Below are 26914 nucleotides of genomic sequence, written 5' to 3' on the forward strand. Positions count from 1 at the left end.
CGGAACAGGAGGGCGTAGTTCATTCGCGTCATTCGAAAGCCACCGGCAGGACCTGCTCGGCCAGCCCGTAGTCGGGCTCGATGGTCAGCAGCAGCGGTTGCGGCGGCGCGGGGTGCGTGGCGCGCAGCCGGAACAGGGCCAGCCGCGAGATGCGCGGCAGGCGGAAATAGCCGTCGGCGTCGGCGGCGGTGGCGTAGTGCTCGATGCGCTGGTATTCGGGCGGGTTGGCGCCGTCGTCGACCTGCACCAGCGACAACGCCGGCCACGGCGCGGCCGCCGCCAGGAAGGCGCACGGGTCGCCCGCCTGCGCCGCGCGCGACAGGTTGCGCGGGTCGTGCGTGGCGGGGATGCTGGCGGGCACTGCCTGCGCCTGGCGCCGGTGCAGGTGCCTGAGCGGGTAGTCGAGTTCAACCCAGGCCGGCTGGTCGGCGGACAGGCTGGTATCGACCGCATGGATGCCGATCACTTCCCGGCGTTCGGCATCGCCGGCGTCGATCACCAGCGGCATGCCGGGCGCCAGTGTGTCGCGGTTGTCCAGCCGCAGCTGGCGCGCGCCCGGCGCGGCGGGCTGGAGCAGGCGCTTGGCCTGCGGCAGGTCTTCGACCAGATCGCAGCGCGCCAGTGCGGCCACCGCATGGCTGCGGTAAAGCCCAGGCGACAGCGCTACCAGGTTGGCCGGTTCCATCACCGCGGCAGGCATCACGCCAGCGGGCGGATAGGTCGGCCATACGCCGTCGATCTCCACCGTCGCGCCGGGCAGGGGCAAGTTGGCCGCCGTGTCGCGCCGCACGACGCGGCCTTTGCAGGCGACCCCGGTCCGGTGCAGGAAGACATCGCCGTGGTCCAGCGCCGTGAAGTCGCCGGGGAAGGCGGGGAACGGGCCGAGCGTGCCGTCGAGGTCGAGTGGCAGGTAGCCGTGGGCTTCGATCCGCATTGGTATCGCGGCAGCGCCCGATGCCAGGGCCGGGAAGACGCTGGCCGGCCAGCCGGCGAGACCCGCCAGGCCATCGCGCGTGATGCGCTGGGCCACGTGCAAGGCCAGGCGCCGGTCGGTCGTGCCGACCCGGCTGGCCTGCACCGGCCGCTGCGTGATCTCATCGATCAGCCGCGCCTGTACCAGTGCGCGCAATCTTGCGCCCGCCGGCTGCAGCGGGTCGGGGCAAAGGTGCCAGGTGGCGGCGCCGATGGTTTCCGGGCGGCAGTCCATCATGCCGGCTCCTGCACGCTGGCGATGCCGTGTTCGGACAGCACCGAGTCCACCGGCGTGACCCGCTCCGGATCGTGGCCCGAGGCGATCGGCACGATGCTCATCTCGAACGACACGCAAAGCTGGTAGGGCTTGTCGAGCGCGTCCCAGACGCGCGTGATCTCCTCCAGCGACAGCGGCTCCAGCCGCACGAAGAACTCCAGCCCGGAGCCGGCCAGCGTGCCGGCCAGGCGCGCGCCGCTCAGGCTGGCGTCGTCGTGGAAAAGCTGCAGGATCTTGCCCAGGATCAGGTGCTCGAGGTCGGTGGCGTCTTCGCGCTCATCCGCGACCTGGGGCGTGACCAGGAAATGCAGGCGCAGCGGCAGCGGGCGATGTTCGATGCGGTCGGCGGCGCTGCGCCGGGGCGGGCGGTTGAGCGTGAATTCCTCGCGCTGGACCAGGTAGAGCCACAGCGACAGGCCTTCGCGATCGCGCTCTTCCAGCTCTTGCGGCGTGTCCAGCGAGACGATCATGGTGCCGATCGCGTCCGGCATCGGGTCGGCCGGATCGAAGTACGGCGACAAGTCCGGGTCGTCGCGCAGCGCCTGCTCGATATGGCGGCGCAGGCTCTGGCAGGCATCGCGTATCGCTGTCTTCATCGCTCAGTTCCCGTTGCGCGGCGCGCTGTCGTTGCCGTTGCCGAAAGCGGCGGCGGCGCTGTAGAGGAAGTCTCCCGAGGGCAAGCGCCTCGCCTGCAGCATCCCGTCCCGCACAAGCGCCTCCAGCGCCCGCAGTACCACCGCAGGGTCGGCCTGCGCGCCGGCCGGCAGCCACCAGCGGGCAATGCCGTTGCAGGTATCGGCGGCCCGCGGATTGCGGCGCACATACCGGACCACCTGCAGCGCCACGGCGGCTGCACTGGGGTCAAGGCCTGAGACCGAGCTGTCGACCATATCGTGGCTGTCGCGGGTGGGGCGGGTTGGCCAACCCAATGTGCAACAAGCGGGCCAGGCCGGCCAGGCCTTGCAACCGGCGGCACGGCGGGGGAGGAGGGGGGGAGGCGGGAGCGGGGGTGGGGCGCCGCGGACCCGGCGGACGCGGCGGCTTTCGTGGAAAAACAGCGGGTTGCGCCGAAGGCGGGGTGGGGTGCGAATGGCCCGGGCGCGGCGCGGGGCGCCCACCCCGCCCGCGTGTGGCGTCTAGCGTGCCAGCTGCAGCGTCAGGATGCCGGCAAGCACCAGCCCGGTCGCGATCAGCCGCCGGCGATCGAACGGTTCGCGCAGCAGGAAATGACCCAGTAGCGCGGCAAAGATCACGCTCGATTCACGCAGCGCCGCCAGCTTGGTCACCGGCGCCAGCGTCATCGCCCACAGCATCAGCGCGTACGAGCCCACGCGGTTGATGCCGCCGATCCAGGCGCGCTTCCATTCCGCGCGCAGCAGCGTCAGTAGTGCGCTGCCGCGCCGGTTCAGCGCGTAGGCGGGCATGAAGATGTGCGACATCGCCTGCAGCCAGACGATGTAGGTGAAGACTTCGCCGTAGCGCTTGACCGCCGTGCCGTCGATCACCGTCCCACCGGCCAGGCACGCGCCGGCCAGCAGCGCAAAGCCGAGCAGGTCCGGCGACTGCCGGCGCCAGCGCACCAGGCTGACCAGGCCGCAGCAAATCAGGGCGATGCCGGCATAGCCGCGGGGGCCGAGCCGCTCGGTGCCGGTCAGCAACAACAGGACCGCCACCATCATCGGCGCCGAGCCGCGCATCAGCGGATAGGCCTGGCTGAAGTCGCCACGGTTGTAGGCGGCCACCAGCGCCAGCTTGTAGACCACTTCCAGCGCCACCGTGGCCAGCAGGAAGGGCCAGGCCTGCGGCGCTGGCATGGGTACGAGGAACAGGAAGGGAATCGCCACCAGCAGGCAGAAGGTGTCGATCAGCGCCATCGACGACAGGCGGTCGCCGCCGATCTTGACGATGGCGTTCCAGGACGCGTGCATCAGCGCGGACAGCATCACGGCGGCAAAGGCGACGCCGTGGAAGTCGGTGGGGAGGGGCATCGGAAGTGTGTCTGGACCCGGGGTTTGCTCCCCTCTCCCGGCCCCTCTCCCGCGCGCGGGAGAGGGGCCGGGAGAGGGGAGCCTGCTGCTAGCGTTGGGAGGTAAAACCGATCATGCCGCCTGCGCCAGCGGTGCCTGCATGTCAATCCCCATTTCTCGCAGCACCTCGCCAACCGCCGTCACCACATTGCGCATTTCGTTGTCGTCGATCGCGCCAATGCAGCCAACCCGGAACGTCTCCACCTGCGTCAGCTTGCCCGGATACAGGATGTAGCCGCGCTCGCGCACCTTGCCATAGAACGTCTTGAAGTCATAGCGCGCATCCGCCGGCGCATGGAAGGTGACGATGATCGGCGCCTGCACCGCCGCAGGCAGGAACGGCCGGAAGCCGAGCTCGCCCATGCCTCGGATCAACGCATCGCAATTCTTGCGATAGCGCGCCCCGCGCACTGGCTGCCCGCCTTCTTCCAGGAACTGGTCCAGCGCCGCGCGGAACGCCGCCACCACGTGCGTGGGCGGCGTGAAGCGCCACTGCGTGGTCTTCTGCATGTAGACGTACTGGTCGTACAGATCGAGCGCCAGCGAATGGCTGTTGCCCTGGCTGGCTTCCAGCACATCCTTGCGCACCAGCACGAACCCCATGCCCGGCACGCCCTCGATGCACTTGCCGGTGGCAGCCACCAGCGCATCGAACGGCATGGTGCGCGCGTCGATCTCGATCGCGCCGAACGAACTCATCGCATCGACGATCAGTCCCTTGCCAAGCCGCTGGCACAGCGCTGCAATCTCCGGCAGCGGGTTCAGCACGCCGGCGCCGGTCTCGCAATGCACCTGCGCCACGTGCGTGATCGACGGGTCGCGTGCGAGCGCCTGCTCGATCAGCGCGGCCGTGGCCGGCTGGTCTTCGGGGAGCGGCAGTTCCACGCCGGCGCGGCCCAGCACCTTGCAGATCTTCAGGATGCGCTGGCAGTACGCCCCGTTCTGCGGCACCAGTACCTTGCCGTCGCGGGGCACCACGTTGGCAATGGCGGCTTCCACGGAAAAGGTGCCGCTGCCCTGCATCGGCACGCACACATGGGTGCCTTCGCCGTGGACGATGCGCACGAGGTCATCGCACAGGCTGCGCGTGATGCTGTTGAAGCTGGCATCCCACGATCCCCAGTCGCGCAGCATGGCCTGCTTGGTCGCGAGCGAGGTGGTGAGTGGGCCGGGGGTCAGAAGGATCGGGTCGTTGCCGCGGATCATTGGGAACTCCTCGTTGTGAAGGAGATTGGGGAAGGAGAAATTGCGTATTGGAAGAGTTCAGTCGCTTGCCTGGCCCTGGCGCCATGCCTGGGTCTTGCGGTCGAGCACGCGTTGCAGCAGGTAATAGAGCAGGCAGGCCAGCGCGGAGGTCACCACCACCAGCGTGGCCATGGCCGCCGCCGGGCCGATGTCGCCGGACTCGTCCAGGTTGACGATCTCGACCGAGGCCAGCTTGGTGTCGGCGCCGTAGAGGAACACCACCGCCGACACCGTGGTCATGGCGTTGATGAACAGGTAGCGCGAGATCTCCAGGATGGCGGGCAGGCAGGCCGGCACAGTGACTTTGAAGAAGGTCTTGTAGAAGGGCACCTTCAGCGATGCGGACACGGCCTCGAACTCGCTGTCGAGCTGCTTGAGCGCGGTCACCGCGGTCAGGTGGCACGACGCGTAGTAGTGCACGATCGTCACCAGGACCAGGATGCCCAGCGTCTGGTACAGGCCATGCAGCGGGTTGGCCTGCGGCACGAAGAAGAAGATGTAGCCCAGCCCCAGCACCAGTCCCGGCACGCCCATCGGCAGCACCGCCATCAGCCGCACGAAGCCGCGCAGCCAGTCCAGCCCGCGCGTCTTCTCCAGCAGGTAGGCGGTGGCGAAGATAAACACCGGGCCGATCACCGCGGCCAGCGCGGCCATGCGCACGCTGTTCAGGTAGGAATCGACCACGCCGCCCTCGACCAGCCCGACGCGGTAGTGGTTCAGCGACAGCGAGAAGTTGTACGGCCACAGCTTGACGAAGGACGCATAGATCGCCATGCCCATCACCGCCACCATCAGCGCCGCCGTCAGCCAGCAGAACGATGCCATGGCGAGGTCGAAGCGGCGGCTGCGGCGCGGCACGTAGGGCACCGAGCGGGCCGACATCAGCGCCATCTGGCGCTTCTGCACGCGCGCGTCGACGCAGTAGGTGACCGCCACCGGTACCAGCAGCATCAGCGACACCACCGCGCCCTGCGAGAAGTCCTGCATGCCGATCACCAGCTTGTAGATATCGGTGGCCAGCATATGGAAGTTGCCGCCGATCACCTTGGGGATGCCGAAGTCGGAGATCGCATAGGTGAACACCACCATCGCCGCGCTGACCAGGCCATAGCGCGCGCCCGGCACGGTGATGGTGAAGAACTTGCGCACGGTCGAGGTGCCCAGCGCGTCGGCCGCCTCGTACAGCCGCGCGTCGGTCAGCGACAGCGCCGTGACCAGGATCATCAGCGCATGCGGAAACGTGGCGAACACCAGCGAGGCGACGATCCCCAGCGGCCCGTAGATCTGCGTGCTGCCCATCCACGGCTTGAGCAACCCCTGGTTGCCGAACCAGAAGATAAAGGAAATGGCTGCCAGCAGCGACGGTGCCAGCAGCGGGATCAGCGCCAGGTTGCGCAGCAGCCCCTTGCAGGCAATGCGGCTGCGCGTCAGCGCGTAGGCAAAGGTAAAGGCCAGCGGCACGGTGATGCAGGTGGCCAGCGCCGAGACCCACAGGCTGTTCCACACCGAGCGCAGCAGCGCCGGCGATTCGAAGTAGGCGCGGAAATGTGCGATCCCCGCCAGCGAGCCGTCGCGGTTCTGCACGCTCTTGGCCAGGATCATCGCGATCGGAGCCAGCACGAAGCAGAGCAGGGCGACTGCGGCCAGTGCCAGCAGCAGGTGCGCGAGCCGGTCGCTCCAGTGCGCACGCACCGAGGTGGCAACGAACGCGGGTGGCGCCGGCAGGGAAGGCCTCGTGCCGGGACTGGAAATCCCGGCCGGCACGGCGCCCGGGGCGGTATCGGTAGCCGGCGCAGTGGCCGGCGCCGTCGAGAGGCTCAGGCGCATGCGTGGCGGAAGATACGAAGGCGGTCGGCGGGGATGGCCAGGCGCAGGCGGTCGCCGGTATTCGGGCGCAGTTCGTGCAGGTCATTCAGCGAGAGGTCGGCGCACAGCGTGCCCGACGCGGCATCGGGCAGTCGCAGCGTCAGGCGCGAGAACGCGCCCAGGAACTCGATCTTGTCTACGGTGGCCTCCAGCACATTGGGCCCGTGCTGCTCGACGCCGCGTACGCAGACGTCTTCCGGCCGGAAGAACACCTGCACCGCTTCCTCCGCGCCGCAGCCGGCCGGTGCGTGGCAGTGCATGCGCACGCCGCCAAGATGCAGCGCGCCGTCGCTGCCCACGCGCGCGCCCAGCATGTTGGTCTTGCCGACGAAGTCCGCCGCAAAGGGCGTGGCCGGTCGCTGGTAGACCTGCGCCGGCGTGCCGACCTGCTCGATCACGCCCTGGTTCATGACCACGATGCGGTCCGCCATCGACAGCGCCTCTTCCTGGTCGTGCGTGACCAGGATGGTGGTGATGTTCAGGCGCTGCTGCAGCGCGCGGATCTCGCTGCGCAGCCGCACGCGCACGCGTGCGTCGAGCGCGGACAGGGGTTCGTCCAGCAGCAGCAGGCCGGGCGAGGTGGCGAGCGCACGCGCGATCGCCACGCGCTGCTGCTGGCCGCCGGAGAGCTGCGCGGGGTACTGGCTGCCGCGGTCGGGCAGGCTCACCAGCGTCAGCAGTTCATCGACGCGCGCGCGGCGCTGGTCGCGCGGCATGCGCCGGTTGACCAGGCCGTAGGCGACGTTGTCCGCCACGGTCAGGTTGGGAAACAGCGCATACGACTGGAACACGATGCCGTAGTCGCGCTCCATCGGCGGCAGCGTGGAGATGTCGCGCCCGCCCTGGTGGATGGTGCCGGCGTTCTGCGATTCCAGTCCGGCGATGATGCGCAGCAGCGTGGTCTTGCCGCAGCCGGACGGGCCGAGGAAGCACAGCAGCTCGCCCTGGCGCACGTCCAGGTCGATGTGATGCAGCGCGACAAAAGGGCTGGCGCCGCTGCCGAAGCGCTTGTGGATGCCTTTCAGGCTGAGATAGGTCTCAGCCGTGGAGGTTGGGGAATGCATGGCGTGGGATCCTCGGCGATGTTGTCGTGGCAGTAGTCCGGCGCTCGCGCGCCGGGCCCAGGCGTTCCCGGATTACTGCTTTTCCGACTTGCCGGCGTACCGCTTCTGCCATTCGTTCAGCACGCGCTCGCGGTTCTTGGCGATGTAGCTGAAATCATTCTTGACCAGCATCTGCTCGTAGTTCGCAGGGATGGTCTCGACCTTCCGGGCCACACCCGGGTAGGTCACGATGGCCCAGTCCCTGGCGAACAGCTGCGCCGCTTCCTTGCTCGCCAGCCAGTCCAGGTAGCGCTGCGCGGCCTCCTGCTTCTTGGTCCCCTTGACGATGCCGGCGGCCTCGATGTCATAGCCCAGCCCTTCCTTCGGGAAGATCATCTCGATCGGCGCGCCCGAGGCCAGCGTCTTGTGCGCGCGCAGCTCGAACGAGATGCCGATCGGGAACTCGCCCGCGCCCGCCTGCTTGCACGGCTTGGAGCCGCTGTGCGTGTACTGGGCGATGTTCTCGTGCAGCGCGTCCATGTACTTCCATCCCTCCTGCTCGCCGAACAGCTGCAGCCATGCGGTCACGTCGAGGAAGCCGGTGCCGGACGACGCCGGGCTGGGCATCACGATGGCGCCCTTGTAGACCGGCTTGGCCAGGTCCTTCCAGCTTTCCGGGCGGGGCAGGTTGCGCTTCCTGGCTTCGACCGTGTTGAAGCAGACCGTCGCGCCCCACACATCGAGGCCCACCCACGACGGCGGCGTGGCCTGGTCGCTGTAATGGCGCGTCAGTTTTTCGAAGCCCTTGGGGGCGTAGGGCATCAGCATGCCTTCCTGCTTGAGCAGCTCCAGGCTGGATGCGGCCAGGCCGGCGATCACGTCCGCTTGCGGATTGGCCTTTTCAGCGAGTGCCTTGGCAGTGATGACGCCGGTGGAGTCGCGCACGTACTTCAGCTCGATGTCGGGCGCGACCTTGGCGAAGCCTTCGGCGTATGGCTTCAGCGTTTCGATTTCCCACGCGGTGTAGACGGTCAGGGTGGTTTTCTGCGCCAGCGCGGTGCTGGCGGCGCCCAGTGCGAGCAGGGCGGCGGCGGTGTGCAGGGCGGACTTGATGGACAGTTTCATGAGGCCTCCGTTTTCCGGCATTGTAGGTGGAGATATGTGTCATTTTGGTGAATATGTTGCAACGTGTGGCGCGGGTTGCACAGCCATGTATCACCTTGAAACCCTTGTTCTACAACACTCGCAAGACATGTGCCCGGCTATTTCCAGCTTTTGCGTTACCCTGTTGGTGCCACCGATGTCTTGATTGTTGACAATATACAAACCGCTTGCTTTAATCGCAACAAGGATTTTCGATATTGCTGAATCCGTCACAAACGGGAGTTTTTCATGTCACGCCAAGTCCCGCTGGCGAGTGAAATCACCATCCTGCAGAGCCAGTCGCTGACCACGCTGGTCCAGCGCGAACTGGAGCTGCGGATCATGTCCGGCGAACTGCCGCCGGGAGCCAAGCTCAACGAGGTCGAAGTCGCGGGCCAGCTCAACGTTTCGCGCGGCCCGGTGCGTGAAGCGTTCCGCGCGCTGGAGCAGGCCGGCCTGCTGCGCACCGAAAAGAACCGCGGCGTGTTCGTGCGTGCCATCTCAGTGCGGGAAGCCGACGAGATCTATGAACTGCGCGCGGTGCTCGATGAATTCGTCGGCCGGCAACTGGCGGCCCGCATCACGGCGGAAGGCTTGCGCGAACTGCGCGCGCTGGTCGAGGCGCTGGGCGCCGCCAGCGCTGCCCGCGACCTGGACGAATACGCGCGCCTGAACTTTGCCTTCCACGACCGCATGGTCGAGCTGGCCGGCAACGGCAAGCTGCTCGACACCTACCGGCGCCTGGTCAAGGAGCTGACGCTGTTCCGGCGCGAGGCGCTGTCGGGCAGCAACGCGGCCATGCCCGATTCCACCCGCGAGCACCGCGCCATCGTCTCGGCCATCGCCGCGCGCGACGGCGAGCTGGCGGCGCGGCTGATGCGCGAGCACGTCGAGCGCGGACGCGCGCGCATGCATGCCGCTGTCGATCCCGATACCGCCGGTACCGCCGGCACCGGTGCGGCCGACTGACGACCACAACCATCGATTCCCAAACACTCGCACACCGGACCGCCACCATGCCCGATACCAACGTTCCCGCCCGCACCATTACCGTCAACCAGCGCTGCTACCGCTGGATGCAGCAGCCCGTCGTGGTGGTCTGCGTCGACGGCTGCGAGTTCGACTACCTTGAGGCCGCAGCCGACAGCGGCAGCGCGCCTTACGTCAAGCAACTGCTCGCCAGCGGCTCGTCGTTCCGCGGCGCTTGCGTGGTGCCCACCTTCACCAACCCGAACAACCTTTCCATCGTCACCGGCGCGCCGCCCGCGGTGCACGGCATCTGCGGCAACTATTTCTTCGACCGCAGCGCCAATGACGGCCGCGGCGAGGAAGTGATGATGAACGACCCCAAGTACCTGCGCGCGGGCACCATCCTGGCCGCGTTTGCCGGCGCCGGCGCCAGCGTCGCGGTGGTGACCGCCAAGGACAAGCTGCGCCGCCTGCTCGGCCACGGCATGCGCGGCATCTGCTTTTCGTCCGAGAAGGCCGACCAGGCCACGGTGGCGGAGAACGGCATCGACGGCGTGCTGGAACTGGTCGGCATGCCGGTGCCCGATGTCTACAGCGCCGAGCTGTCCGAGTTTGTCTTTGCCGCCGGCGTGCGGCTGATGGAAACGCGCCGCCCCGACCTGATGTACCTGTCCACCACCGACTACATCCAGCACAAGTTCGCACCCGGCTCGGACGGCGCCAACGCCTTCTACGCGATGATGGACAAGTACCTCGCGCGCCTGGATGAACTCGGCTGCGTGGTGGCGCTGACGGCCGACCACGGCATGAACGCCAAGCACGACGATGCCACCAAGGCGCCCAACGTGATCTACCTGCAGGACCATCTGGATGCATGGCTTGGCCGCGGCGTTGACGAGGGCGGGGCGCGCGTGATCCTGCCGATCACGGATCCCTATGTGGTCCACCACGGCGCGCTCGGCTCGTACGCCACCGTCTACCTGCCCGAAGGCGCCGACCGCGACGCGCTCAAGGCCCGGCTGTCCGACCTGCCGGGCGTGGAAAGCGTGCTCGACAACACCGAAGCCTGCGCGCGCTTCGAGTTGCCGTCCGACCGCGTGGGCGACCTGGTGGTGACTAGCGACAAGCACGTGGTGCTGGGCACCAGCCGCAGCCGCCACGACCTGTCCGGGCTCGATGCGCCGCTGCGCTCGCACGGCGGCGTCTCGGAGCAGACCGTGCCGCTGGTGTTCAACCGTCCGACGGCCGGCATCCCGGGCAAGACCGTGATGCGCAATTTCGACATCTTCGACGTGGCGCTCAATCACCTGCACTGAGACCTGCACTGAGACCTGCACTGAGAGCTGCACCGCGGCCCGCAGCGGGCCGTTGCTCCCGTACTGACCGGAGAAATCCCATGAATGCCCCCCATTTCCCTGCAGGCACCGTCAGCCCGCACTTCCGCGCGGAGGCGCTGCGCATCGATGGCCAGAAGATCGTGCGCGAGCGCGTGATCGAGGTGCGCAACCCGTATGACGGCACGCTGGTGGGCACCGTGCCCAAGGCCACGCTCGACGACGTGCGCCGCGCCTTCGGCGTGGCGCAGGCGTACCGTTCCAAGCTGACCCGCTACGAGCGCGCCGCCATCCTGAACCGCGCCGCCGCGCTGCTGCGCGAGCGCACCGAGGAAGCGTCGGACCTGATCACGCTGGAGTCCGGCCTGTCCAAGAAGGACTCGCTGTACGAGATCGGCCGCGTGGCCGACGTGCTCGGCTTCGCCGCCACCGAGGCGCTGCGCGACGACGGCCAGCTGTTCTCCTGCGACCTGACCCCGCACGGCAAGAAGCGCCGCGTGCTGACCCAGCGCGAGCCGCTGCTCGGCGTGATCTGCGCCATCACGCCGTTCAACCACCCGATGAACCAGGTGGCGCACAAGGTGGCGCCGTCGATTGCGACCAACAACCGCATGGTGCTGAAGCCGTCGGAAAAGGTGCCGCTGTCGGCGTACTACCTTGCCGACCTGCTGTACGAGGCCGGGCTGCCGCCGCAGATGCTGCAGGTGGTCACCGGCGACCCGCGCGAGATCGCCGATGAGCTGATCACCCATCCGGCCGTCGACCTCGTCACCTTCACCGGCGGCGTGGCCATCGGCAAGTACATCGCCAGCAAGGCCGGCTACAAGCGCGTGGTGCTGGAGCTGGGCGGCAACGATCCGCTGATCGTGCTGGCCGACGCCGACCTCGAGCGCGCCTCCGACCTCGCGGTGCAGGGCTCGTACAAGAACTCGGGCCAGCGCTGCACCGCGGTCAAGCGCATGCTGGTGCACCAGGCGGTCGCGGCGCGCTTCACCGAAATGGTGGTGGAGAAGACCCGCGCGTGGACGTATGGCAACCCGATGGACCGTGGCGTCGACATGGGCACGGTGATCGACGAAGAGGCCGCCATGCTGTTCGAGGCGCGCGTCAACGAGGCGGTGGCGCAGGGCGCGCGGTTGCTGGCCGGCAACCAGCGCATCGGCGCCAGCTACGCGCCGACGGTGATCGACCGCGTCGACCCGGCGATGACGGTGGTGCGCGAGGAGACCTTCGGGCCGGTATCGCCCATCATCACCTTCCGCGATATCAATGATGCGATCCGGATTTCCAACGGCACGGCGTTCGGCCTGTCGTCGGGGGTCTGCACCAACGATATCGAGGCGTTCACGAAGATCGCCAACTCGCTGCATGTCGGCACGGTGAACCTGTGGGAAGTGCCGGGCTACCGCATCGAGCTAACGCCTTTCGGCGGCATCAAGGATTCGGGGCTGGGCTACAAGGAAGGCGTGCAGGAAGCGGCCAAGAGCTTTACCAATTTAAAGACGGTGACGTTGCCGTGGGCGTGAAGTATCAAGCGCGTTGATTCGACCGCGGACCTGCTCGCTCTCACGCAAGCGGGAGAGCGAGCAGGTCCGCGGTAGTTGGCTGCCACCATGCCAATCACACCCGCGCTAGAATCACCGCTCAGCTAAACACGCTCCCGGAGTCCCCGTGCTCGCCGAACAACGGCAGAAATACATCCTCGACCAGCTCTCCGCCACCGGCGCCCTGGCCATCAGCGAGCTGGTGGCCGAGCTCGACGTCTCGCGCGAGACCATCCGGCGCGACCTGAACACGCTCGCCGGCCGCGGCCTGCTGGTGCTGACCCACGGCGGCGCGCTGGCCTCGGACCGCACCGAGCCCGACACCCAGGCCCGCGCCGCGGTCAATGCCGAAGGCAAGCGCGCCATCGGCGTGCGCGCCGCGGAACTGGTGCGCGACGGTGCATCGCTGATCCTGGACTATGGCACCACCACCCATGCGGTGGCGCAGGCGCTGCACGGCCACCACAACCTGCTGGTCTACACCAACGACCTTGCCATCGCCCAGCTGCTGGGCCGGCGCAACGGCAACCGCGTGATCGTGCTTGGTGGCGAGCTGCAGGACAATGAAGACGCGACCCACGGCTGGGACACCATCGAGCAGCTGTCGCGCTACCACACCGACTTTGCCTTTATCGGCATCGGCGGCGTCACGCCCCGCGGCGAGATCTGCGACTTCTCGCGCGCCGCGGCCGAACTGCGCAGCCGCATGCTGATGGCTGCCGACACCCCATGCGTGGTAGCCGACTACACCAAGTTCGGCCGCAACACCGGCGTGACGATCAAGCACTTCGACCTGGCTGCCTGGCTGATCACGGACATGGCGCCCGAGCCGGAAATCGGGGCGGCGCTGAAGGAGCGCGGCGCCAAGCTGCTAATTGCCTAGCCGCGCGGCAAGTCGTTTTTCGATCGCATCTGTGCGCTGATCGAACGAAAAGCCCCGCTGTTCGCACCAAAATGTAGCCTTCACGTGGCAGTCACAGGTGTTTTGACTGCCACATGCCCCATGCTGGTGCTACAGTTTCGGGTTGCCAGACAGGCACGGCATGCCGTCAATGTCTGGACAATTGGAGGCCACCCACCTTCCCCCCGGCGCAACGCCAAACGGCTCCAGAGACCGGCACCAGCCGGCAGGGCCGTCAGACCAGACACAGCACCAGCACAGCAGAGACATCGTGAACGTTCCTTCCCTCGACGCATTCCTGGCGGGGGTCGCCCGCCGCGACCCCAATCAACCTGAATTCCTCCAGGCCGTGAAGGAAGTGATGATGACGCTCTGGCCGTTCGTCGAGCGCAATCCGCGCTACGCCGACCAGGCCCTGCTCGAGCGCCTGGTCGAGCCCGAGCGCGTGATCCAGTTCCGCGTGGCCTGGACCGATGACCGCAACCAGGTGCAGGTCAACCGCGCCTTCCGCGTCCAGCACAGCTCGGCGATCGGCCCGTACAAGGGCGGCATGCGCTTCCACCCGACCGTGAACCTGTCGGTGCTGAAGTTCCTGGGCTTCGAGCAGACCTTCAAGAACGCGCTCACCACGCTGCCCATGGGCGGCGGCAAGGGCGGCTCGGACTTCGATCCCAAGGGCAAGTCCGACGGCGAAGTGATGCGCTTCTGCCAGGCGCTGGTGACCGAGCTGTACCGCCACCTCGGCCCCGACACCGATATCCCGGCCGGCGACATCGGCGTGGGCGCGCGTGAAGTCGGCTTCATGGCCGGCATGATGAAGAAGCTGTCGAACCAGTCCGCCTGCGTCTTTACCGGCAAGGGCCTGGCCTACGGCGGCAGCCTGATGCGCCCGGAAGCGACCGGCTACGGCACTGTCTACTTCGCCCAGGAGATGCTGCACCGCCGCGGCCGCGAGTTCGACGGCCTGCGCGTGCTGATCTCCGGCTCGGGCAACGTGGCGCAATACGCTGCCGAGAAGGCGATCGAGCTGGGCGCCAAGGTGCTGACCCTGTCAGACTCCGGCGGTGTGCTGCACTACCCGCAAGGCATGACCACGGCGCAGCTGGCCGAAGTCATGGCCTTCAAGAACGAAGAGCGCGGCCGCCTGCTCGACTTTGCCGACCGCCACGGCATGCGGTTCGAAGCCGGCCGCACCCCGTGGCACGTGCCCGCCGACGTCGCGCTGCCGTGCGCAACGCAGAACGAGCTCGACGGCAACGATGCCGAAACCCTGCTCGGCAACGGCGTGATCTGCGTGGCCGAAGGCGCCAACATGCCGTCGACGCTGGAAGCGGTGGACCGCTTCGTCGACGCGAAGATCCTCTACGCGCCGGGCAAGGCCAGCAACGCCGGCGGCGTGGCGACCTCCGGCCTGGAGATGTCGCAGAACGCGATGCGCCTGTCGTGGCACCACGCCGAGGTCGACGAGAAGCTGCACGCGATCATGAAGGACATCCACCAGAACTGCATCCACCACGGGCAGAAGGCGGGTGGGTATATCAACTACGTGGAAGGGGCGAACATTGCCGGCTTCGTCAAGGTGGCGGATGCCATGCTGGCGCAAGGGGTGATCTGACGATCTGACCCGGACGCGGCCGGTGCAATGCCGGCCGTCGGCACGACGGAGGCCCACCGGAGCCAGGCTCTGGGATAGTGGGCCGTCCGATACCAGGGCCGGCCGCTAGCCCTTTTTCCCGGGCTGCTGGAACAGTGCGCCGGCCTCCTTGACGTTCTGCTCGGCGCGCTTGCCGATCACGGTCAGCGCCTCGGCCTGCGCCTTCTGCGCGGTCTCGGCCAGCTCGCGCATGTTTTCGAACGCCCGCTGCAGCGCCTGCTGCACCAGCTCGCCATGCTTGGCCATGGCCTCGGCCGGATTGCCCGTGGTGCCGTACTGCTGCGCCGCGGCCTGCAGTTGCTGCATGGTCTGCATGAAGATTTCCTGCTGCTTTTGCATCACGGCCTGCATGCCCTCGTAGGCCAGCTTGTTGGCCTCGGTCAGGGCCTCGATATCCTTGCGGCGCGCCTCGATCACGGCGTTCATGTCGAGGCCCGGCACGCGGAACTGTTCCATCAGCTTGGTGAAATCGGCAAAAGGATTGGGAGGCGTGGCCATGCTGGATCTCCTGGTGGGGGAAGTGTGAGCAGGGGTGGAGCGGGCCGCGGGACGGCCCTGCGCCGGATTTCACTCCACTATAGCCGGAATCCGCACACTTCTAGCCGTCAATCGAGGAAGACCCTAAAGTTTCGGTCCCCCATGCCGTTGCCATCCATAGCCCGCGCCTGCGCCGGCCCGTCGGGCCCGCCCGCGGACGACAAGAGCGGAGAACGCAGCGCCCACCGGGCGCCGGCACTTCGCCGTAACCAGTCCTAATCAGGTAGAAGACATGAAGAAACTAGGAATCGGGGTCCGCCTCGGCATCGGTTTTGGGGTGGTATTGCTGCTGTCGGCGCTCATGACGGTATTCGGCATGATGCGCCTGCAGCAGGTGGCAGAGCGCACCCACGCGATGATGCAGCAGCCGCTGACCAAGGAGCGGCTGGTCAGCGACTGGTACCGGCTCATGCACACCAGCGTGCGCCGCACCACCGCGGTGGCGCGCAGCGCCGACCCTTCGCTGGGCCAGTTCTTTGCCGCCGAGACCAAGGCGTCGATCGAAGGCATCGCGCAGCTGCGCGACAAGCTGCAGCCGATGCTCAGCTCCGAGCAGGAAAAGGCAGCGTTCCAGAAGATCCTGAGCGTGCGCGACCCGTATAACAACGGCCGCGACAAGATCACCAAACTCAAGCAGGAAGGCCTGACCGAAGAGGCCAACCAGGTGCTGGAGAAGGAATTCGTCCCCGCCGGCGACGCCTACCTGGCCGAGATCCAGAAGCTGCTCGACATCCAGCGCACCAGCATCGACGCCACCGCGCGCGAGATCAACGATATCTACGTCAACGCGCGCAACAGCCTGATCGGGCTGGGCGTGGTGGTGCTGGCGATCGGCATCGCATTCTCGGTGTGGCTGACCAGCGGCATCACGCGCCCGCTGCACCGCGCCGTGGCGGTGGCCCGCACCGTGGCTTCCGGCGACCTCACCAGCCGCATCGACGTCGACAGCCGCGACGAGACCGGCCAGCTGCTGCAGGCATTGGCCGACATGAACGCCAATATCCTGCGCATCGTGCGCCAGGTGCGCGCGGGCACCGAGTCGATCGTGTCGGGCACCAGCCAGATCGCGGCCGGCAACACCGACCTGTCGCAGCGCACCGAGGAGCAGGCTTCGTCGCTGCAGCAGACCGCGGCCAGCATGGAAGAACTGACCAGCATTGTGCGCCAGAACGCGGACAATGCGCGCCAGGCGAGCACGCTGGCGGTCAATGCCTCGGATATCGCCGAGAAGGGCGGCGCAGTCGCGGGCAAGGTGGCCGAGACCATGGAAGAGATCAACGGCGCGTCGAAGAAGGTGGTCGACATCATCGCCGTGATCGAAGGCATTGCCTTCCAGACCAATATCCTGGCGCTGAACGCGGCGGTGGAAGCGGCGCGTGCCGGGGAGCAGGGCCGCGGCTTTGCCGTGGTGGCGGGCGAAGTGCGCAGCCTGGCGCAGCGCAGCGCCAACGCGGCCAAGGAGATCAAGGGCCTGATCGGCGATACCGTCGAGCGCGTCGACAACGGCTCCATGCTGGTGACGCAGTCGGGCCAGACCATGGAAGAGATCGTCGCGGCGGTCAAGCGCGTGACCGACATCATGGGCGAGATCAGCGCGGCGTCGGCCGAGCAGAGTTCGGGGATCGAGCAGGTGAACCAGGCCGTGACGCAGATGGACACGGTGACGCAGCAGAACGCGGCGCTGGTGGAAGAGGCGGCTGCGGCGGCGGGTTCGCTGGAGGAACAGGCGCAGCGGTTGAAGGAGGCGGTGGCGACGTTCAGGCTGGTGGCCTGACGGTGATCCGCTGGTTTTCCCCCCTCTCCCCCTGGGAGGGGGGCGGGGGAGAGGGGAGCACTCCCCCCCGGCGCTGGCCTTACCGCGCCTTCAAAAACTCCCCCACCTCCAGCAACACCAGCTCATTGTCATCCGCGCGATTCGGTTCGCGGCTACTGCTGAAGGGCAGGTTGTTGTCGTTGCCGACCACGATATGCGTGGCATCGACCAACTCGACGTTCTCGATGGTAAAGAACGGGAACGCCAGCACGCCATCGGTCAGCGGCTTGCGCGCCAGCTTGCGCGGATCGGCAATGCGCAGCATGTCGATGTAGCCGACCTTGCGCACCGGTCCGCCGGCATTGGCGTCGGTCAGCTCGACCTTGTAGACCCGCTTGAACTTCGCCACATCGTCGAAGCAATCCGGCCGCTTCTGCCCCGCCGGGCAGGCCTTGTCCGGCGTGCCCTCGCCGTTGTCGCGCTCGATGATCAGGCCGTGGCTGGCGTCGATCATGTTGAAGTCACCGATGGCGTGGCTGGCGCCTTCCAGCACGTACTTCCAGTGGCGGCCGGTCCAGGCCTGCTGCTTCACGTCGAATTCCAGCACGCGCAGGTACGGCTTGCCGCCCTCGCTCTCATAGGCCCTGGCGTCCTCGTTCCACAGGGCGCCTTCCAGCAGCGCATACAGCTTGCTGCCGTCGGGCGACGATGCCATGCCCTCGAAGCCCTTCGAGCGCTTTACCTGGAACTTGATGCCGGCGTCCGGCGCGCCGGGCGTGGTCACCGCCGGATGGTCGGGCGAGCGCACCAGCTTGCCGTCGGCCATGGTTTCGAACACCGCCAGCACCTTGCCGCTCATGTCGGCCTTGATCAGGAACGGACCGAACTCGTCGCCGATCCAGATGGCGCCGCCCGCGAACTGGAAGCTCTCGGTGTCGAAGTCCGAGCCGGTCAGGTAGCGCTGCTTCGTGCCCTCGTGGACGATGCGGAATGGCACCTTCTTGTCCGGATCGTGCAGGAAGATCGTCTTCAGCCGCCGGAACTGGCCGGTGCCGAAATCCACCTTGTACTGGTTCAGGTACAGCATGAAGTCAGGCGAGTTGGCCTTGGCGCCCGCGCCGTTGTCGGTCAGCAGCCAGAAGCTGCCGTCGGCCATGCGCTTGATGCCGGAGTGCCCCTGGGCCGGCTGGCCGCGGAACGGCAGCGAGACGCCGGTCGGCCGGCCGTTGGACTTGCCTTCGATCGTGCCCGGCGCCTCGGTGCGCTGCGCGGTGGTGAACTTGCCGCTGACCTGCAAATCCGCCGGGGCGTCCTTGGGCGCCGCCAGCAGGGTTTGCGCGGGCAGCACCGCATGGCCGGCGAGCGTGGCGGGGAAGGCTTCGGGCGCATCGGCCCACGCCGGCAGGGCGCCCAGCAGCGCTGCGGCCACGGCGAGCCGGGCCAGCGGCAGGACAGGCAAAGGTCGGGACATGATCGGTTCCTTGGCGTTGAGAGGACAAAAGACGACATTGTCGGCGTCAAGTTTGACAACTCTGTGATCCGTCGGGCGCACCTGGGGCATCGGTGGCCTGACCCCAGCTTGTCCCGAAATGTCAATTCGGGCGCCGGGCTGGCACCGTTCGGGTGCAACGGGCGAAACCAGGCGCCACCGGACCGGCGCCGGCCTGATTTTCTGCCCGATTGCCGCGCAAAATGCGCTGGTTTTCAGACTACTGAAAGCAAACTGAGGCAAAATTCCATCTTTCGCCTAGTTTGTCGCCCTGGCCGTGACCCGGCAGGCAGAAGTCCCACCCACCGATAGAGGATCTGAGAGAAGCAATGAGTACCCAGCAACCCACCATCATCTACACGCTGACCGACGAAGCTCCGCTGCTGGCGACCAGTGCGTTCCTCCCGATTATCCAGACCTTCACCAAGCCGGCCGGCATCAACGTCACCACCAGCGACATCTCGGTGGCCGCCCGTATCCTGGGCGAGTTCCCCGAATTCCTGACCGAAGCACAGCGCGTGCCGGACAACCTGGCCGAGCTGGGCAAGCTGACGCAGCAGCCGGACACCAACATCATCAAGCTGCCCAACATCAGCGCCTCGGTGCACCAGCTGGTCAGCGCCATCCGCGAGCTGCAGGGCAAGGGCTACAAGGTGCCGGACTATCCGGAAGACCCGAAGACCGACGAAGAGAAGGCCATCCAGAAGCGCTATTCCAAGTGCCTGGGCTCGGCCGTGAACCCGGTCCTGCGCGAAGGCAACTCCGACCGCCGCGCCCCGGCCGCGGTCAAGAACTACGCGCGCAAGCACCCGCACAGCATGGGCGAGTGGAGCATGGCCTCGCGCACGCACGTGGCCCACATGAAGCACGGCGACTTCTACCATGGCGAAAAGTCGCTGACGCTGGACAAGGCCCGCGACGTCAAGATGGAGCTGATCACCAAGAGCGGCAAGACCATCGTGCTCAAGCCCAAGGTTTCGCTGCAGGACGGCGAGATCATCGACAGCATGTTCATGAGCAAGAAGGCCCTGTGCGCCTTCTATGAAGAGCAGTTCGAAGACGCGCGCAAGACCGGCGTGATGCTGTCGCTGCACGTCAAGGCGACCATGATGAAGGTGTCGCACCCGATCGTGTTCGGCCACGCCGTCAAGATCTTCTACAAGGAAGCCTTCGCCAAGCACGGCGCGCTGTTCGACGAACTGGGCGTGAACGTCAACAACGGCCTGGTCAACCTGTACGAGAAGATCGAGTCGCTGCCCAGCTCCAAGCGCGAAGAGATCATCCGCGACCTGCACGCCTGCCACGAGCATCGCCCGGAACTGGCGATGGTGGATTCGGCCAAGGGCATCTCGAACCTGCACGCGCCGAACGACGTGATCGTCGATGCCTCGATGCCGGCCATGATCCGCATCGGCGGCAAGATGTGGGGTGCCGACGGCCGTCCGAAGGACACCAAGGCCGTGATCCCGGAAAGCACCTTTGCCCGGATCTATCAGGAGATCATCAACTTCTGCAAGACCAACGGCAACTTCGACCCGACCACCATGGGCACGGTGCCGAACGTCGGCCTGATGGCGCAGAAGGCCGAGGAATACGGCTCGCACGACAAGACCTTCGAGATCACCGAAGACGGCGTTGCCAATATCGTCGACCTGGCCACCAATGAAGTGCTGCTGACGCAGAACGTCGAGCAGGGCGACATCTGGCGCATGTGCCAGGTCAAGGACGCGCCGATCCGCGACTGGGTCAAGCTGGCCGTCACGCGCGCGCGCAACTCGGGCATGCCGGCCGTGTTCTGGCTGGACCCGTACCGTCCGCACGAGGCCGAGCTGATCAAGAAGGTCGAGGCCTACCTGAAGGACTACGACACCAACGGCCTGGACATCCAGATCATGTCGCAGGTGCGCGCCATGCGCTACACGCTGGAGCGCGTGATCCGCGGCCTGGACACCATCTCGGTGACCGGCAACATCCTGCGCGACTACCTGACCGACCTGTTCCCGATCATGGAACTGGGCACCAGCGCCAAGATGCTGTCGATCGTTCCGCTGATGGCCGGCGGCGGCATGTATGAAACCGGCGCCGGCGGCTCGGCTCCGAAGCACGTCAAGCAACTGGTGGAAGAGAACCACCTGCGCTGGGATTCGCTGGGCGAGTTCCTGGCGCTGGCGGTGTCGCTGGAAGACGTCGGCATCAAGACCGGCAATGCCCGCGCCAAGATCCTGGCGAAGACGCTGGATGCCGCCACCGGCAAGCTGCTCGACAATAACAAGAGCCCGTCGCCCAAGACTGGCCAGCTGGACAACCGCGGCAGCCAGTTCTACCTGGCGATGTACTGGGCCCAGGAACTGGCCGCCCAGTCGGACGACGCGGAACTGGCCGCCAAGTTCGCGCCGCTGGCCAAGACGCTGACCGACAACGAGCAGAACATCGTGGCCGAGCTGGCCGCGGTGCAAGGCAAGCCGGTCGACATCGGTGGCTACTACCAGCCGGACGCAGCCAAGCTCAGCGCAGCGATGCGCCCGAGCCAGACGCTGAACGCCGCGCTGGCGTCGGTCACGGCCTGATGGATGCCGGCCCGCATGACGGGCCGGAGCAGCGCCGCAACCCCGAGGACGAGGTCCCCGGGGTTTTTTCTTTTCCGGGCTAAGTGTCCTGTTGTACTTCCCAGCCTTGTTCCGTGCCCTTTTTCTGGTCGCGGTAAGTCCAGCGCGCGCCGCAGTCCTGGCACACAAAGGTGCTGATGGTGATCGCGGCTGACCCGGGCGGCTTGATGCGCTGGGTATCGGTAATGCGCAGCGCGGCGTGCCCGGGGGCGCCGCGGCGGTGGCGTTCGATGGCCTGGCAGGCAGTGCAGAGTGTCATCCGTTCTTGTCCGTTCGATGCGGCACTGTAGCATGCACGGACAGCGCGGCCCGCAGCCAGCGCATGCGGCGCTTATTGCCGCAATTTCCTGCCGATCTGCCGAAGTGCATTGACCCTGGGTAGCGGCACCTGTATAAGGGTGGATGCAGGTCTTTCAAGCAGCAATCTCGAAGTCCAGGTGCTTGCCCACACGGCGCCACTTTCTCTCCAAGTTACTTCCTTGATCGTCATGCCTTGCCGGCGCTTTTGCCAGGCAGGAAATACTTTTTGAGGAATCCAGCATGGAAACCGGTACCGTTAAGTGGTTCAACGATTCGAAGGGTTTTGGCTTCATTACGCCTGAAGCAGGCGGCAACGACCTGTTCGCGCACTTCTCCGAAATCCAGGGCAGCGGTTTCAAGTCGCTGCAAGAAGGCCAGAAGGTTCGCTACGTCGCCGGCGTTGGCCAGAAGGGCCCGGCCGCGACCAAGATCGAGCCGATCTGAGTCTGAACGACTGCCATTGCACTGAGCGCCTCGGCGCCGGTTCAGTCAAGAAGCTCCGCCAGCGCGGAGCTTTTTTGTTTTGTGTGGCGCTATCTTGTACCGGCATGAAATAAAGCCACTCTTGACGTTGCAACAGGCGTAGAGTGAGGGGAACACCACCAACCGCCGGAGGCCGACATGGATGTTTATCCAGCTGCGACTTACAAGGGATACGACGTCTATCCCCTGGTGTACAAGCATGCCGTCGCGCGGGTGTGGCCGGAGCCCAGGCCCGACCGCTCCTTCGATGCCGCGGTGGTTATCTGCCTCGCCGGCGAATCGCCTGAAAGCGCGCAGGCACGCACGTTCCGCCTGGATGCCGCTCCCTGGGACAACGTGGGCGGCGCGCGCCGCGGTGCACTGCGCTATGCCGAGGACATCATCAACGGCACGGTGCCTGGGGTGTCGCTGGTCATGGCGCAATAAGAATACTCCTCCGCATCAACGCGGCACGATGCCGCCGGCGCCAGCGTGCGCGGCAGCATCCGTCAGCCAGCAGGGAATTCGTACATGGACATACGTTCGGGATCATCCGGTTTTCTGTGCACGTTGCCCGGCGAGGGCAAGGGCATCACCTACCACGTTGCGGTCTGCTTCATCGATGCGCAGCGGCCCACCGGTGTGCTTTTCACCAGCTTTGTCGGGGTCGGGCGGCGCGCATTCGCCGTGCTGGCCGAAGCCGATGCATTGCCGGACCAGCTTGGCGCCAGCGGCGAAGCGCTGTGCCGGCTGGCCATCGGCCAGGTGGTACGCGACCAGCTGCATGACAAGGCGCGGGAAGGCGACTATGTGCTGGACCTCGGCGCTGCGCCGTGGGACGGCGAACTGAGGCCGGTCGGCAGCGGCGTCCGGGCCGGACGGCCGCATGTGCGCGTAGTGGGCTGAGGCGACGCTCAGGGGCGCTCAGGCCGCTCGTGCCGGCACGCGGCAACACGGCGCGATTCCTGTCAGATCTTGAACACCGGGGCGCCGTGGCGCTCCAGCAGCGCTTCGATCAGCGCCATGTCGGCGATTTCGGGCGTGCGGTCTTCCACCGCGCGCGACGGGCCGCAATAGGTCGCGGTCACGTGGCGCCTGACCGTCAGTACGCCGGCGGCCGGCGGCGCGATCTGTACCTCCTGCCACGGTGAGTGCCGGTAGGTGCCTGCCTGCCAGCCTTCCGGCGTCAGGTGCAGGGCTTCCCATTCTTCGATGGTCGACATGGTCGGTTCTCCTATGCGATGAAATGACGTGTTGGGGTGGCATGCGCCGGTGCGGCACATGCCATGGCGGAAAACGCGGCCTACGACTTGTGTCGATAGTTGATGCGTCCCTTGGTCAGGTCGTACGGCGACATTTCCAGCGTGACGCGGTCGCCGGCCAGCACGCGGATGCGGTTCTTCTTCAGGCGGCCGGACGAATAGGCCCAGACCTCGAACCCGTTTTCCAGCACGACGCGGAAGCGATTGTCCGGCAGCACCTCGGATACCTTGCCGCCAAATTCCACCAGTTCTTCTTTTGCCAAAGAGGCTCCTTGCGAGAGCGGCGCCGGGATGGCGCACGCCGTTGTGACGGCCCGTAGGCCGGAAGATCGGTGGTTACCGCAGGCGCAGCCGCGCCGCGGCGCGTTCCCCGGCACGCCGCGCGGCCAGGCACGCACGGGCTTCGGTGCGGTGCGTGTCGTGGCGCATGGCCACGTTGGCGACGATGCGCTCGGCGCCGTTGCGGTATTCGGCAATCATGTAGGTCGCGAACCAGAGGCCGGGTTCCTGCTGGATCGGATAAACCGAAACGGTGTACGGGTCCTGGCTGAGTCGGTTGTCGAGGCGTTGGTTGTGGTGGTGGTTGTGTGGCTTCAATGTGTTGTCCGTTCAAGAGGCGCGGCCGCGCGCGGCGCGGTGCATCGGTCCGATGCAGGCGGCGCAGGATTGGCGACCGTTCGCCGTTGCTGTAGGCCAGCGTCGGGGCCCGCGCGCGGCGCAGGCAGGGAGTCTGGCGGGAGTGGACCATGCCTGCGCAACCGGTGCGCTGCGAGGGGCGCGGTGGTTGCGGAGCGGGCGTGCCGCCGGTCGGATAGGGTGAGGGGCGTTGCCGCCCTGGGAATGCCGGGATCGGGCCCGGCCACCGCCGATGTACTTTTTGTGGGATGGTCCTGCGGCGGGCGCACTGGCGTCGGGCGTTGCCGATCCGTGCGAACGAAACCGAATGATACCACTTCTGGCGCGGGCCGTTCCCGCATGCCGGACAGCGCACGTGGCGCGCGCCCTGCCAGACGCTCAGGTTTCGCTGATCTGCGCGAACCGCTGCGACAGGAAATCGATCAGCTCGCGCACTGAGGGAAGCAGCCCCCGCCGCGACGGGAACACCGCGTGGATCACGCCGCCCTTGATCGACCAGCCGGGCAGCACCCGGACCAGGCGGCCCTCGCGCAGTTCGTCGCTGACCATCATCACCGGCAGTTGCACCAGCCCGGCGCCGGCCACCGCGGCGGTGCGCAGCATGATCATGTCGTCGGTGACCAGCCGGGGCTTGTGGTGCAGTTCGGCGCTGGCGCCGTCGGGGCCGTGCAGCGCCCACACATGCGTGGGGCGCGGCGGACCCAGGTCCAGCGTCGACAGCGGGTTCAGGTCGGCCGGCGTCAGCAGCGGGGGCCGGCCCTCCACCAGCCTGGGGCTGGCGAGGATGCACCAGGCACGCTCGGCCAGCACCCGCATGACCAGGTCGCTGTCGTCCAGCGGCGGCACGCGCACGCGGATAGCCAGGTCCACGCCTTCGGCGACCACGTCCACGCGGCGGTTGGTGGCCTCCAGGTGCACCGTGACCTTAGGGTTGGCGGCCATGAAATCCGCAATCATTTCGCCCACGCGGGTATGCAGCAGCGCCACCGGGCAAGTCATGCGCACCAGGCCGCTGGGTTCGGCGCGAGTGCGCTCGATCACACTCTCGGCGGCCTCCGCCTCGACCAGCATCGCCTTGCAATGCGCGTAGTAGGTCTGCCCCAGTTCGGTCACGGAAAAGCGGCGCGTGGAGCGCTGGATCAGGCGCACGCCCAGCCGCTCTTCCAGCATGGCCACGCGCCGGCTCAGCTTGGACTTGGGGATCCCTAGCTCGCGCCCCGCCGGAGCAAAGCCCTGGTGGTCGACTACCTGCGCAAAGTAATACAGGTCGTTGAGGTCCGGATGCAACGGCGGCTCCTGTCGTCCTGCCAGTAGGACGCTGAGGGCGGATTTTCAAGCCTACCGGGGCAATCTGCCAAGACCTATGCTCTTGCCACACGGTCGGTTCCACGGCGTCGGCGCCACGGCCACCGTATCCCAGTCCACTGTGCAAGGAGAAAGCGAGATGACCACCCCCGCCAATTTCAATGGCAAGCGCCCCGCAATCGATCCCGCCGATACGGCCATGCTGCTGATCGACCACCAGAGCGGCCTGTTCCAGACCGTGGGCGACATGCCGATGCCCGAGCTGCGCCTGCGCGCCGCCGCGCTGGCGAAGATGGCAACGCTGTGCAAGCTGCCCGTCATCATCACGGCCTCGGTGCCGCAAGGCCCCAACGGCCCGCTGATTCCCGAGATCCACGAGAACGCCCCGCATGCCAGGTATGTCGCGCGCAAGGGCGAGATCAACGCGTGGGACAACCCCGACTTCGTTGCCGCGGTGAAGGAAACCGGCAAGAAGACGCTGATCATCGCCGGCACCATCACCAGCGTTTGCATGGCGTTCCCGTCGATCAGCGCGGTCGCCGACGGCTACAGGGTGTTCGCCGTGGTCGATGCCTCCGGCACCTATTCCAAGATGGCGCAGGAAATCACGCTGGCGCGCATCGTCCAGGCCGGCGTGGTGCCGATGGATACCGCCGCGGTCGCCTCCGAGTTGCAGCAGAGCTGGAACCGCCCGGACGCGCAGCAATGGGCCGAGGTCTATACTAAGATCTTCCCCGCCTACCAGTTGCTGATCGAGAGCTACATGAAGGCGCAGGACGTCGAGAAGAAGCACGAGGTGCTGGACTCCCAACGCTGACATTGTTCGCACAGGCAAGGCTTTTACCCACGGAAGCGGCCGGTGAGAAATCCTCCGGCCGTGCCCGTTTTCACAGGAGCACGCCATGAGCAAGACCTACAAGCGCCTGGACAAGAGCCAGGCAGCTGTCCTGATGGTCGACCACCAGGCCGGCCTGCTGTCGCTGGTCCGGGATATCGAACCCGACAAATTCAAGAACAACGTGCTGGCATTGGCCGACCTGGCCAAGTATTTCAAGCTGCCGACCATCCTGACCACCAGCTTCGAAGACGGCCCCAACGGTCCGCTGGTGCCCGAGCTGAAGCAGATGTTCCCCGACGCGCCGTTCATCCCGCGGCCGGGCCAGATCAATGCCTGGGACAACGAAGACTTTGTCGCGGCGGTGCGCGCCACCGGCAAGAAGCAGCTGCTGATCGCGGGCGTGGTCACGGAGGTGTGCGTGGCATTCCCGGCGCTCTCGGCGATCGAGGAAGGCTTCGACGTCTTTGTCGTGACCGATGCCTCCGGCACCTTCAACGAAATCACGCGCGATTCCGCGTGGCGCCGCATGTCGGAGGCCGGCGCGCAGCTGATGACGTGGTTCGGCGTGGCCTGCGAGCTGCACCGCGACTGGCGCAACGATATCGAGGGACTGGGCACGCTGTTCTCGAACCATATCCCCGATTACCGCAACCTGATCACGGCATATACGACGGTGAAGGGCGGGAAATAATCCGCATTGCCTGCAGGACTGCCGGTTTGCTCCCCTCCCGCTTGCGGGAGAGGGCAGGGG

General features: G+C 66.7%; 27 protein-coding genes. 12 read left to right on the forward strand and 15 right to left on the reverse strand.

Going from position 1 to position 26914, the window contains the following annotated elements; genetic code table 11:
- Positions 1-28: 28 nt before the first annotated feature.
- The 8 genes from IPF36_RS00555 to IPF36_RS00590 form a co-directional block, all read right to left on the reverse strand.
- The gene (locus IPF36_RS00555) at positions 29-1210 is read right to left on the reverse strand and encodes a hypothetical protein (RefSeq protein ID WP_195426981.1); all 1182 of its coding nucleotides are present in this window, start codon (positions 1208-1210) and stop codon (positions 29-31) included.
- Positions 1207-1845, reverse strand: a complete 639-nt coding sequence (locus IPF36_RS00560; RefSeq protein ID WP_133095679.1) for a DUF4255 domain-containing protein — start codon at positions 1843-1845, stop codon at positions 1207-1209. Before IPF36_RS00560 ends, IPF36_RS00555 begins: the two co-directional genes overlap by 4 nt.
- A 3-nt stretch (positions 1846-1848) precedes the next feature.
- Complete coding sequence (locus IPF36_RS00565) at positions 1849-2094, reverse strand: hypothetical protein (protein ID WP_135703018.1); 246 nt, start codon at positions 2092-2094, stop codon at positions 1849-1851.
- Between the two features lie 291 nt (positions 2095-2385).
- Complete coding sequence (locus IPF36_RS00570; RefSeq protein ID WP_195426983.1) at positions 2386-3237, reverse strand: EamA family transporter; 852 nt, start codon at positions 3235-3237, stop codon at positions 2386-2388.
- A gap of 111 nt (positions 3238-3348) precedes the next feature.
- Positions 3349-4482 (reverse strand): 2-aminoethylphosphonate--pyruvate transaminase, encoded by a 1134-nt coding sequence (locus tag IPF36_RS00575; RefSeq protein ID WP_135703016.1) that lies wholly within the window; start codon positions 4480-4482, stop codon positions 3349-3351.
- A 57-nt stretch (positions 4483-4539) separates the two neighbouring features.
- Positions 4540-6348 (reverse strand): putative 2-aminoethylphosphonate ABC transporter permease subunit, encoded by a 1809-nt coding sequence (locus IPF36_RS00580; RefSeq protein WP_195426984.1) that lies wholly within the window; start codon positions 6346-6348, stop codon positions 4540-4542.
- The gene (locus IPF36_RS00585; RefSeq protein ID WP_135703014.1) at positions 6339-7451 is read right to left on the reverse strand and encodes a putative 2-aminoethylphosphonate ABC transporter ATP-binding protein; all 1113 of its coding nucleotides are present in this window, start codon (positions 7449-7451) and stop codon (positions 6339-6341) included. Before IPF36_RS00585 ends, IPF36_RS00580 begins: the two co-directional genes overlap by 10 nt.
- Positions 7452-7523: 72 nt before the next feature.
- Positions 7524-8555: a putative 2-aminoethylphosphonate ABC transporter substrate-binding protein gene (locus IPF36_RS00590; RefSeq protein WP_195426986.1), complete on the reverse strand. Its 1032-nt coding sequence runs from the start codon at positions 8553-8555 to the stop codon at positions 7524-7526.
- Between the two features lie 267 nt (positions 8556-8822).
- On the opposite strand from IPF36_RS00590, the gene IPF36_RS00595 reads away from it, so the two are divergent.
- The 5 genes from IPF36_RS00595 (at position 8823) to gdhA (ending at position 14936) form a co-directional block, all read left to right on the forward strand.
- Positions 8823-9542, forward strand: coding sequence for a phosphonate utilization associated transcriptional regulator (locus tag IPF36_RS00595; protein WP_135703012.1), 720 nt, complete (start codon positions 8823-8825; stop codon positions 9540-9542).
- Between the two features lie 47 nt (positions 9543-9589).
- Complete coding sequence (phnA, locus tag IPF36_RS00600; protein WP_195426988.1) at positions 9590-10858, forward strand: phosphonoacetate hydrolase; 1269 nt, start codon at positions 9590-9592, stop codon at positions 10856-10858.
- A gap of 80 nt (positions 10859-10938) precedes the next feature.
- On the forward strand, positions 10939-12402 hold the full coding sequence (gene phnY, locus IPF36_RS00605; RefSeq protein ID WP_135703010.1) for a phosphonoacetaldehyde dehydrogenase: 1464 nt from the start codon (positions 10939-10941) through the stop codon (positions 12400-12402).
- A gap of 145 nt (positions 12403-12547) precedes the next feature.
- Positions 12548-13303, forward strand: a complete 756-nt coding sequence (locus tag IPF36_RS00610) for a DeoR/GlpR family DNA-binding transcription regulator (protein ID WP_133094256.1) — start codon at positions 12548-12550, stop codon at positions 13301-13303.
- 289 nt (positions 13304-13592) lie between these two features.
- On the forward strand, positions 13593-14936 hold the full coding sequence (gene gdhA / locus IPF36_RS00615) for an NADP-specific glutamate dehydrogenase (RefSeq protein WP_135703009.1): 1344 nt from the start codon (positions 13593-13595) through the stop codon (positions 14934-14936).
- A 105-nt stretch (positions 14937-15041) separates the two neighbouring features.
- Here gdhA and IPF36_RS00620 read toward each other — a convergent pair whose 3' ends face one another.
- Positions 15042-15473, reverse strand: a complete 432-nt coding sequence (locus IPF36_RS00620; protein ID WP_133094258.1) for a phasin family protein — start codon at positions 15471-15473, stop codon at positions 15042-15044.
- Positions 15474-15744: 271 nt separating this feature from the next.
- On the opposite strand from IPF36_RS00620, the gene IPF36_RS00625 reads away from it, so the two are divergent.
- Positions 15745-17286 carry a methyl-accepting chemotaxis protein gene (locus IPF36_RS00625; protein WP_195426990.1) on the forward strand — a complete coding sequence of 514 codons (1542 nt, stop codon included), beginning with the start codon at positions 15745-15747 and terminating at the stop codon, positions 17284-17286.
- Positions 17287-17365: 79 nt separating this feature from the next.
- Here the strand turns inward: IPF36_RS00625 and IPF36_RS00630 are convergent, their stop codons facing one another.
- On the reverse strand, positions 17366-18736 hold the full coding sequence (locus IPF36_RS00630; protein ID WP_195426992.1) for an esterase-like activity of phytase family protein: 1371 nt from the start codon (positions 18734-18736) through the stop codon (positions 17366-17368).
- Positions 18737-19083: 347 nt separating this feature from the next.
- On the opposite strand from IPF36_RS00630, the gene IPF36_RS00635 reads away from it, so the two are divergent.
- On the forward strand, positions 19084-21321 hold the full coding sequence (locus IPF36_RS00635; protein WP_195426994.1) for an NADP-dependent isocitrate dehydrogenase: 2238 nt from the start codon (positions 19084-19086) through the stop codon (positions 21319-21321).
- A gap of 79 nt (positions 21322-21400) precedes the next feature.
- Here the strand turns inward: IPF36_RS00635 and IPF36_RS00640 are convergent, their stop codons facing one another.
- Entirely contained in the window at positions 21401-21619 is a 219-nt protein-coding gene (locus IPF36_RS00640; protein ID WP_135703006.1) for a hypothetical protein, read from the reverse strand.
- A gap of 281 nt (positions 21620-21900) precedes the next feature.
- Between IPF36_RS00640 and IPF36_RS00645 the strand changes: the two genes are divergently transcribed.
- The 3 genes from IPF36_RS00645 (at position 21901) to IPF36_RS00655 (ending at position 23028) form a co-directional block, all read left to right on the forward strand.
- A complete protein-coding gene (locus IPF36_RS00645) occupies positions 21901-22104 on the forward strand; it encodes a cold-shock protein (RefSeq protein WP_135703005.1) in 204 nt (67 codons plus the stop codon).
- Between the two features lie 177 nt (positions 22105-22281).
- Positions 22282-22569 (forward strand): hypothetical protein, encoded by a 288-nt coding sequence (locus IPF36_RS00650; protein ID WP_133094263.1) that lies wholly within the window; start codon positions 22282-22284, stop codon positions 22567-22569.
- Positions 22570-22653: 84 nt separating this feature from the next.
- The gene (locus IPF36_RS00655; protein WP_135703004.1) at positions 22654-23028 is read left to right on the forward strand and encodes a hypothetical protein; all 375 of its coding nucleotides are present in this window, start codon (positions 22654-22656) and stop codon (positions 23026-23028) included.
- A gap of 62 nt (positions 23029-23090) precedes the next feature.
- Here IPF36_RS00655 and IPF36_RS00660 read toward each other — a convergent pair whose 3' ends face one another.
- From IPF36_RS00660 to IPF36_RS00675, 4 genes are all read right to left on the reverse strand, one after another.
- Entirely contained in the window at positions 23091-23345 is a 255-nt protein-coding gene (locus tag IPF36_RS00660; RefSeq protein WP_135703003.1) for a translation initiation factor 1, read from the reverse strand.
- Between the two features lie 80 nt (positions 23346-23425).
- Complete coding sequence (gene infA / locus IPF36_RS00665) at positions 23426-23647, reverse strand: translation initiation factor IF-1 (RefSeq protein ID WP_133094266.1); 222 nt, start codon at positions 23645-23647, stop codon at positions 23426-23428.
- Between the two features lie 73 nt (positions 23648-23720).
- Positions 23721-23981 carry an isochorismatase gene (locus tag IPF36_RS00670; RefSeq protein WP_135703002.1) on the reverse strand — a complete coding sequence of 87 codons (261 nt, stop codon included), beginning with the start codon at positions 23979-23981 and terminating at the stop codon, positions 23721-23723.
- Between the two features lie 417 nt (positions 23982-24398).
- The gene (locus tag IPF36_RS00675; protein ID WP_135703001.1) at positions 24399-25307 is read right to left on the reverse strand and encodes a LysR family transcriptional regulator; all 909 of its coding nucleotides are present in this window, start codon (positions 25305-25307) and stop codon (positions 24399-24401) included.
- A 157-nt stretch (positions 25308-25464) separates the two neighbouring features.
- On the opposite strand from IPF36_RS00675, the gene IPF36_RS00680 reads away from it, so the two are divergent.
- A complete protein-coding gene (locus IPF36_RS00680) occupies positions 25465-26142 on the forward strand; it encodes a hydrolase (protein ID WP_195426996.1) in 678 nt (225 codons plus the stop codon).
- A gap of 85 nt (positions 26143-26227) precedes the next feature.
- Positions 26228-26854 (forward strand): isochorismate family cysteine hydrolase YcaC, encoded by a 627-nt coding sequence (gene ycaC, locus IPF36_RS00685; protein WP_135702999.1) that lies wholly within the window; start codon positions 26228-26230, stop codon positions 26852-26854.
- Positions 26855-26914 lie beyond the last annotated feature (60 nt).

It is taken from the genome of Cupriavidus sp. IK-TO18, assembly GCF_015549295.1.
Lineage (GTDB): Bacteria > Pseudomonadota > Gammaproteobacteria > Burkholderiales > Burkholderiaceae > Cupriavidus > Cupriavidus oxalaticus_A.

Excerpts from the sequence above, each read along its gene's own strand:
- IPF36_RS00580 (WP_195426984.1), bottom strand. The coding sequence starts at position 6,348 with ATGCGCCTGAGCCTCTCGACGGCGCCGGCCACTGCGCCGGCTACCGAT.
- IPF36_RS00560 (WP_133095679.1), bottom strand. The coding sequence starts at position 1,845 with ATGAAGACAGCGATACGCGATGCCTGCCAGAGCCTGCGCCGCCATATC.
- IPF36_RS00570 (WP_195426983.1), bottom strand. The coding sequence starts at position 3,237 with ATGCCCCTCCCCACCGACTTCCACGGCGTCGCCTTTGCCGCCGTGATG.
- IPF36_RS00645 (WP_135703005.1), top strand. The coding sequence starts at position 21,901 with ATGGAAACCGGTACCGTTAAGTGGTTCAACGATTCGAAGGGTTTTGGC.
- IPF36_RS00595 (WP_135703012.1), top strand. The coding sequence starts at position 8,823 with ATGTCACGCCAAGTCCCGCTGGCGAGTGAAATCACCATCCTGCAGAGC.
- IPF36_RS00640 (WP_135703006.1), bottom strand. The coding sequence starts at position 21,619 with ATGACACTCTGCACTGCCTGCCAGGCCATCGAACGCCACCGCCGCGGC.
- IPF36_RS00620 (WP_133094258.1), bottom strand. The coding sequence starts at position 15,473 with ATGGCCACGCCTCCCAATCCTTTTGCCGATTTCACCAAGCTGATGGAA.
- IPF36_RS00660 (WP_135703003.1), bottom strand. The coding sequence starts at position 23,345 with ATGTCGACCATCGAAGAATGGGAAGCCCTGCACCTGACGCCGGAAGGC.
- phnA (WP_195426988.1), top strand. The coding sequence starts at position 9,590 with ATGCCCGATACCAACGTTCCCGCCCGCACCATTACCGTCAACCAGCGC.
- IPF36_RS00630 (WP_195426992.1), bottom strand. The coding sequence starts at position 18,736 with ATGTCCCGACCTTTGCCTGTCCTGCCGCTGGCCCGGCTCGCCGTGGCC.
- IPF36_RS00625 (WP_195426990.1), top strand. The coding sequence starts at position 15,745 with ATGAAGAAACTAGGAATCGGGGTCCGCCTCGGCATCGGTTTTGGGGTG.
- phnY (WP_135703010.1), top strand. The coding sequence starts at position 10,939 with ATGAATGCCCCCCATTTCCCTGCAGGCACCGTCAGCCCGCACTTCCGC.
- IPF36_RS00635 (WP_195426994.1), top strand. The coding sequence starts at position 19,084 with ATGAGTACCCAGCAACCCACCATCATCTACACGCTGACCGACGAAGCT.
- IPF36_RS00555 (WP_195426981.1), bottom strand. The coding sequence starts at position 1,210 with ATGATGGACTGCCGCCCGGAAACCATCGGCGCCGCCACCTGGCACCTT.
- IPF36_RS00650 (WP_133094263.1), top strand. The coding sequence starts at position 22,282 with ATGGATGTTTATCCAGCTGCGACTTACAAGGGATACGACGTCTATCCC.
- IPF36_RS00655 (WP_135703004.1), top strand. The coding sequence starts at position 22,654 with ATGGACATACGTTCGGGATCATCCGGTTTTCTGTGCACGTTGCCCGGC.
- IPF36_RS00590 (WP_195426986.1), bottom strand. The coding sequence starts at position 8,555 with ATGAAACTGTCCATCAAGTCCGCCCTGCACACCGCCGCCGCCCTGCTC.
- IPF36_RS00680 (WP_195426996.1), top strand. The coding sequence starts at position 25,465 with ATGACCACCCCCGCCAATTTCAATGGCAAGCGCCCCGCAATCGATCCC.
- IPF36_RS00575 (WP_135703016.1), bottom strand. The coding sequence starts at position 4,482 with ATGATCCGCGGCAACGACCCGATCCTTCTGACCCCCGGCCCACTCACC.
- IPF36_RS00585 (WP_135703014.1), bottom strand. The coding sequence starts at position 7,451 with ATGCATTCCCCAACCTCCACGGCTGAGACCTATCTCAGCCTGAAAGGC.
- ycaC (WP_135702999.1), top strand. The coding sequence starts at position 26,228 with ATGAGCAAGACCTACAAGCGCCTGGACAAGAGCCAGGCAGCTGTCCTG.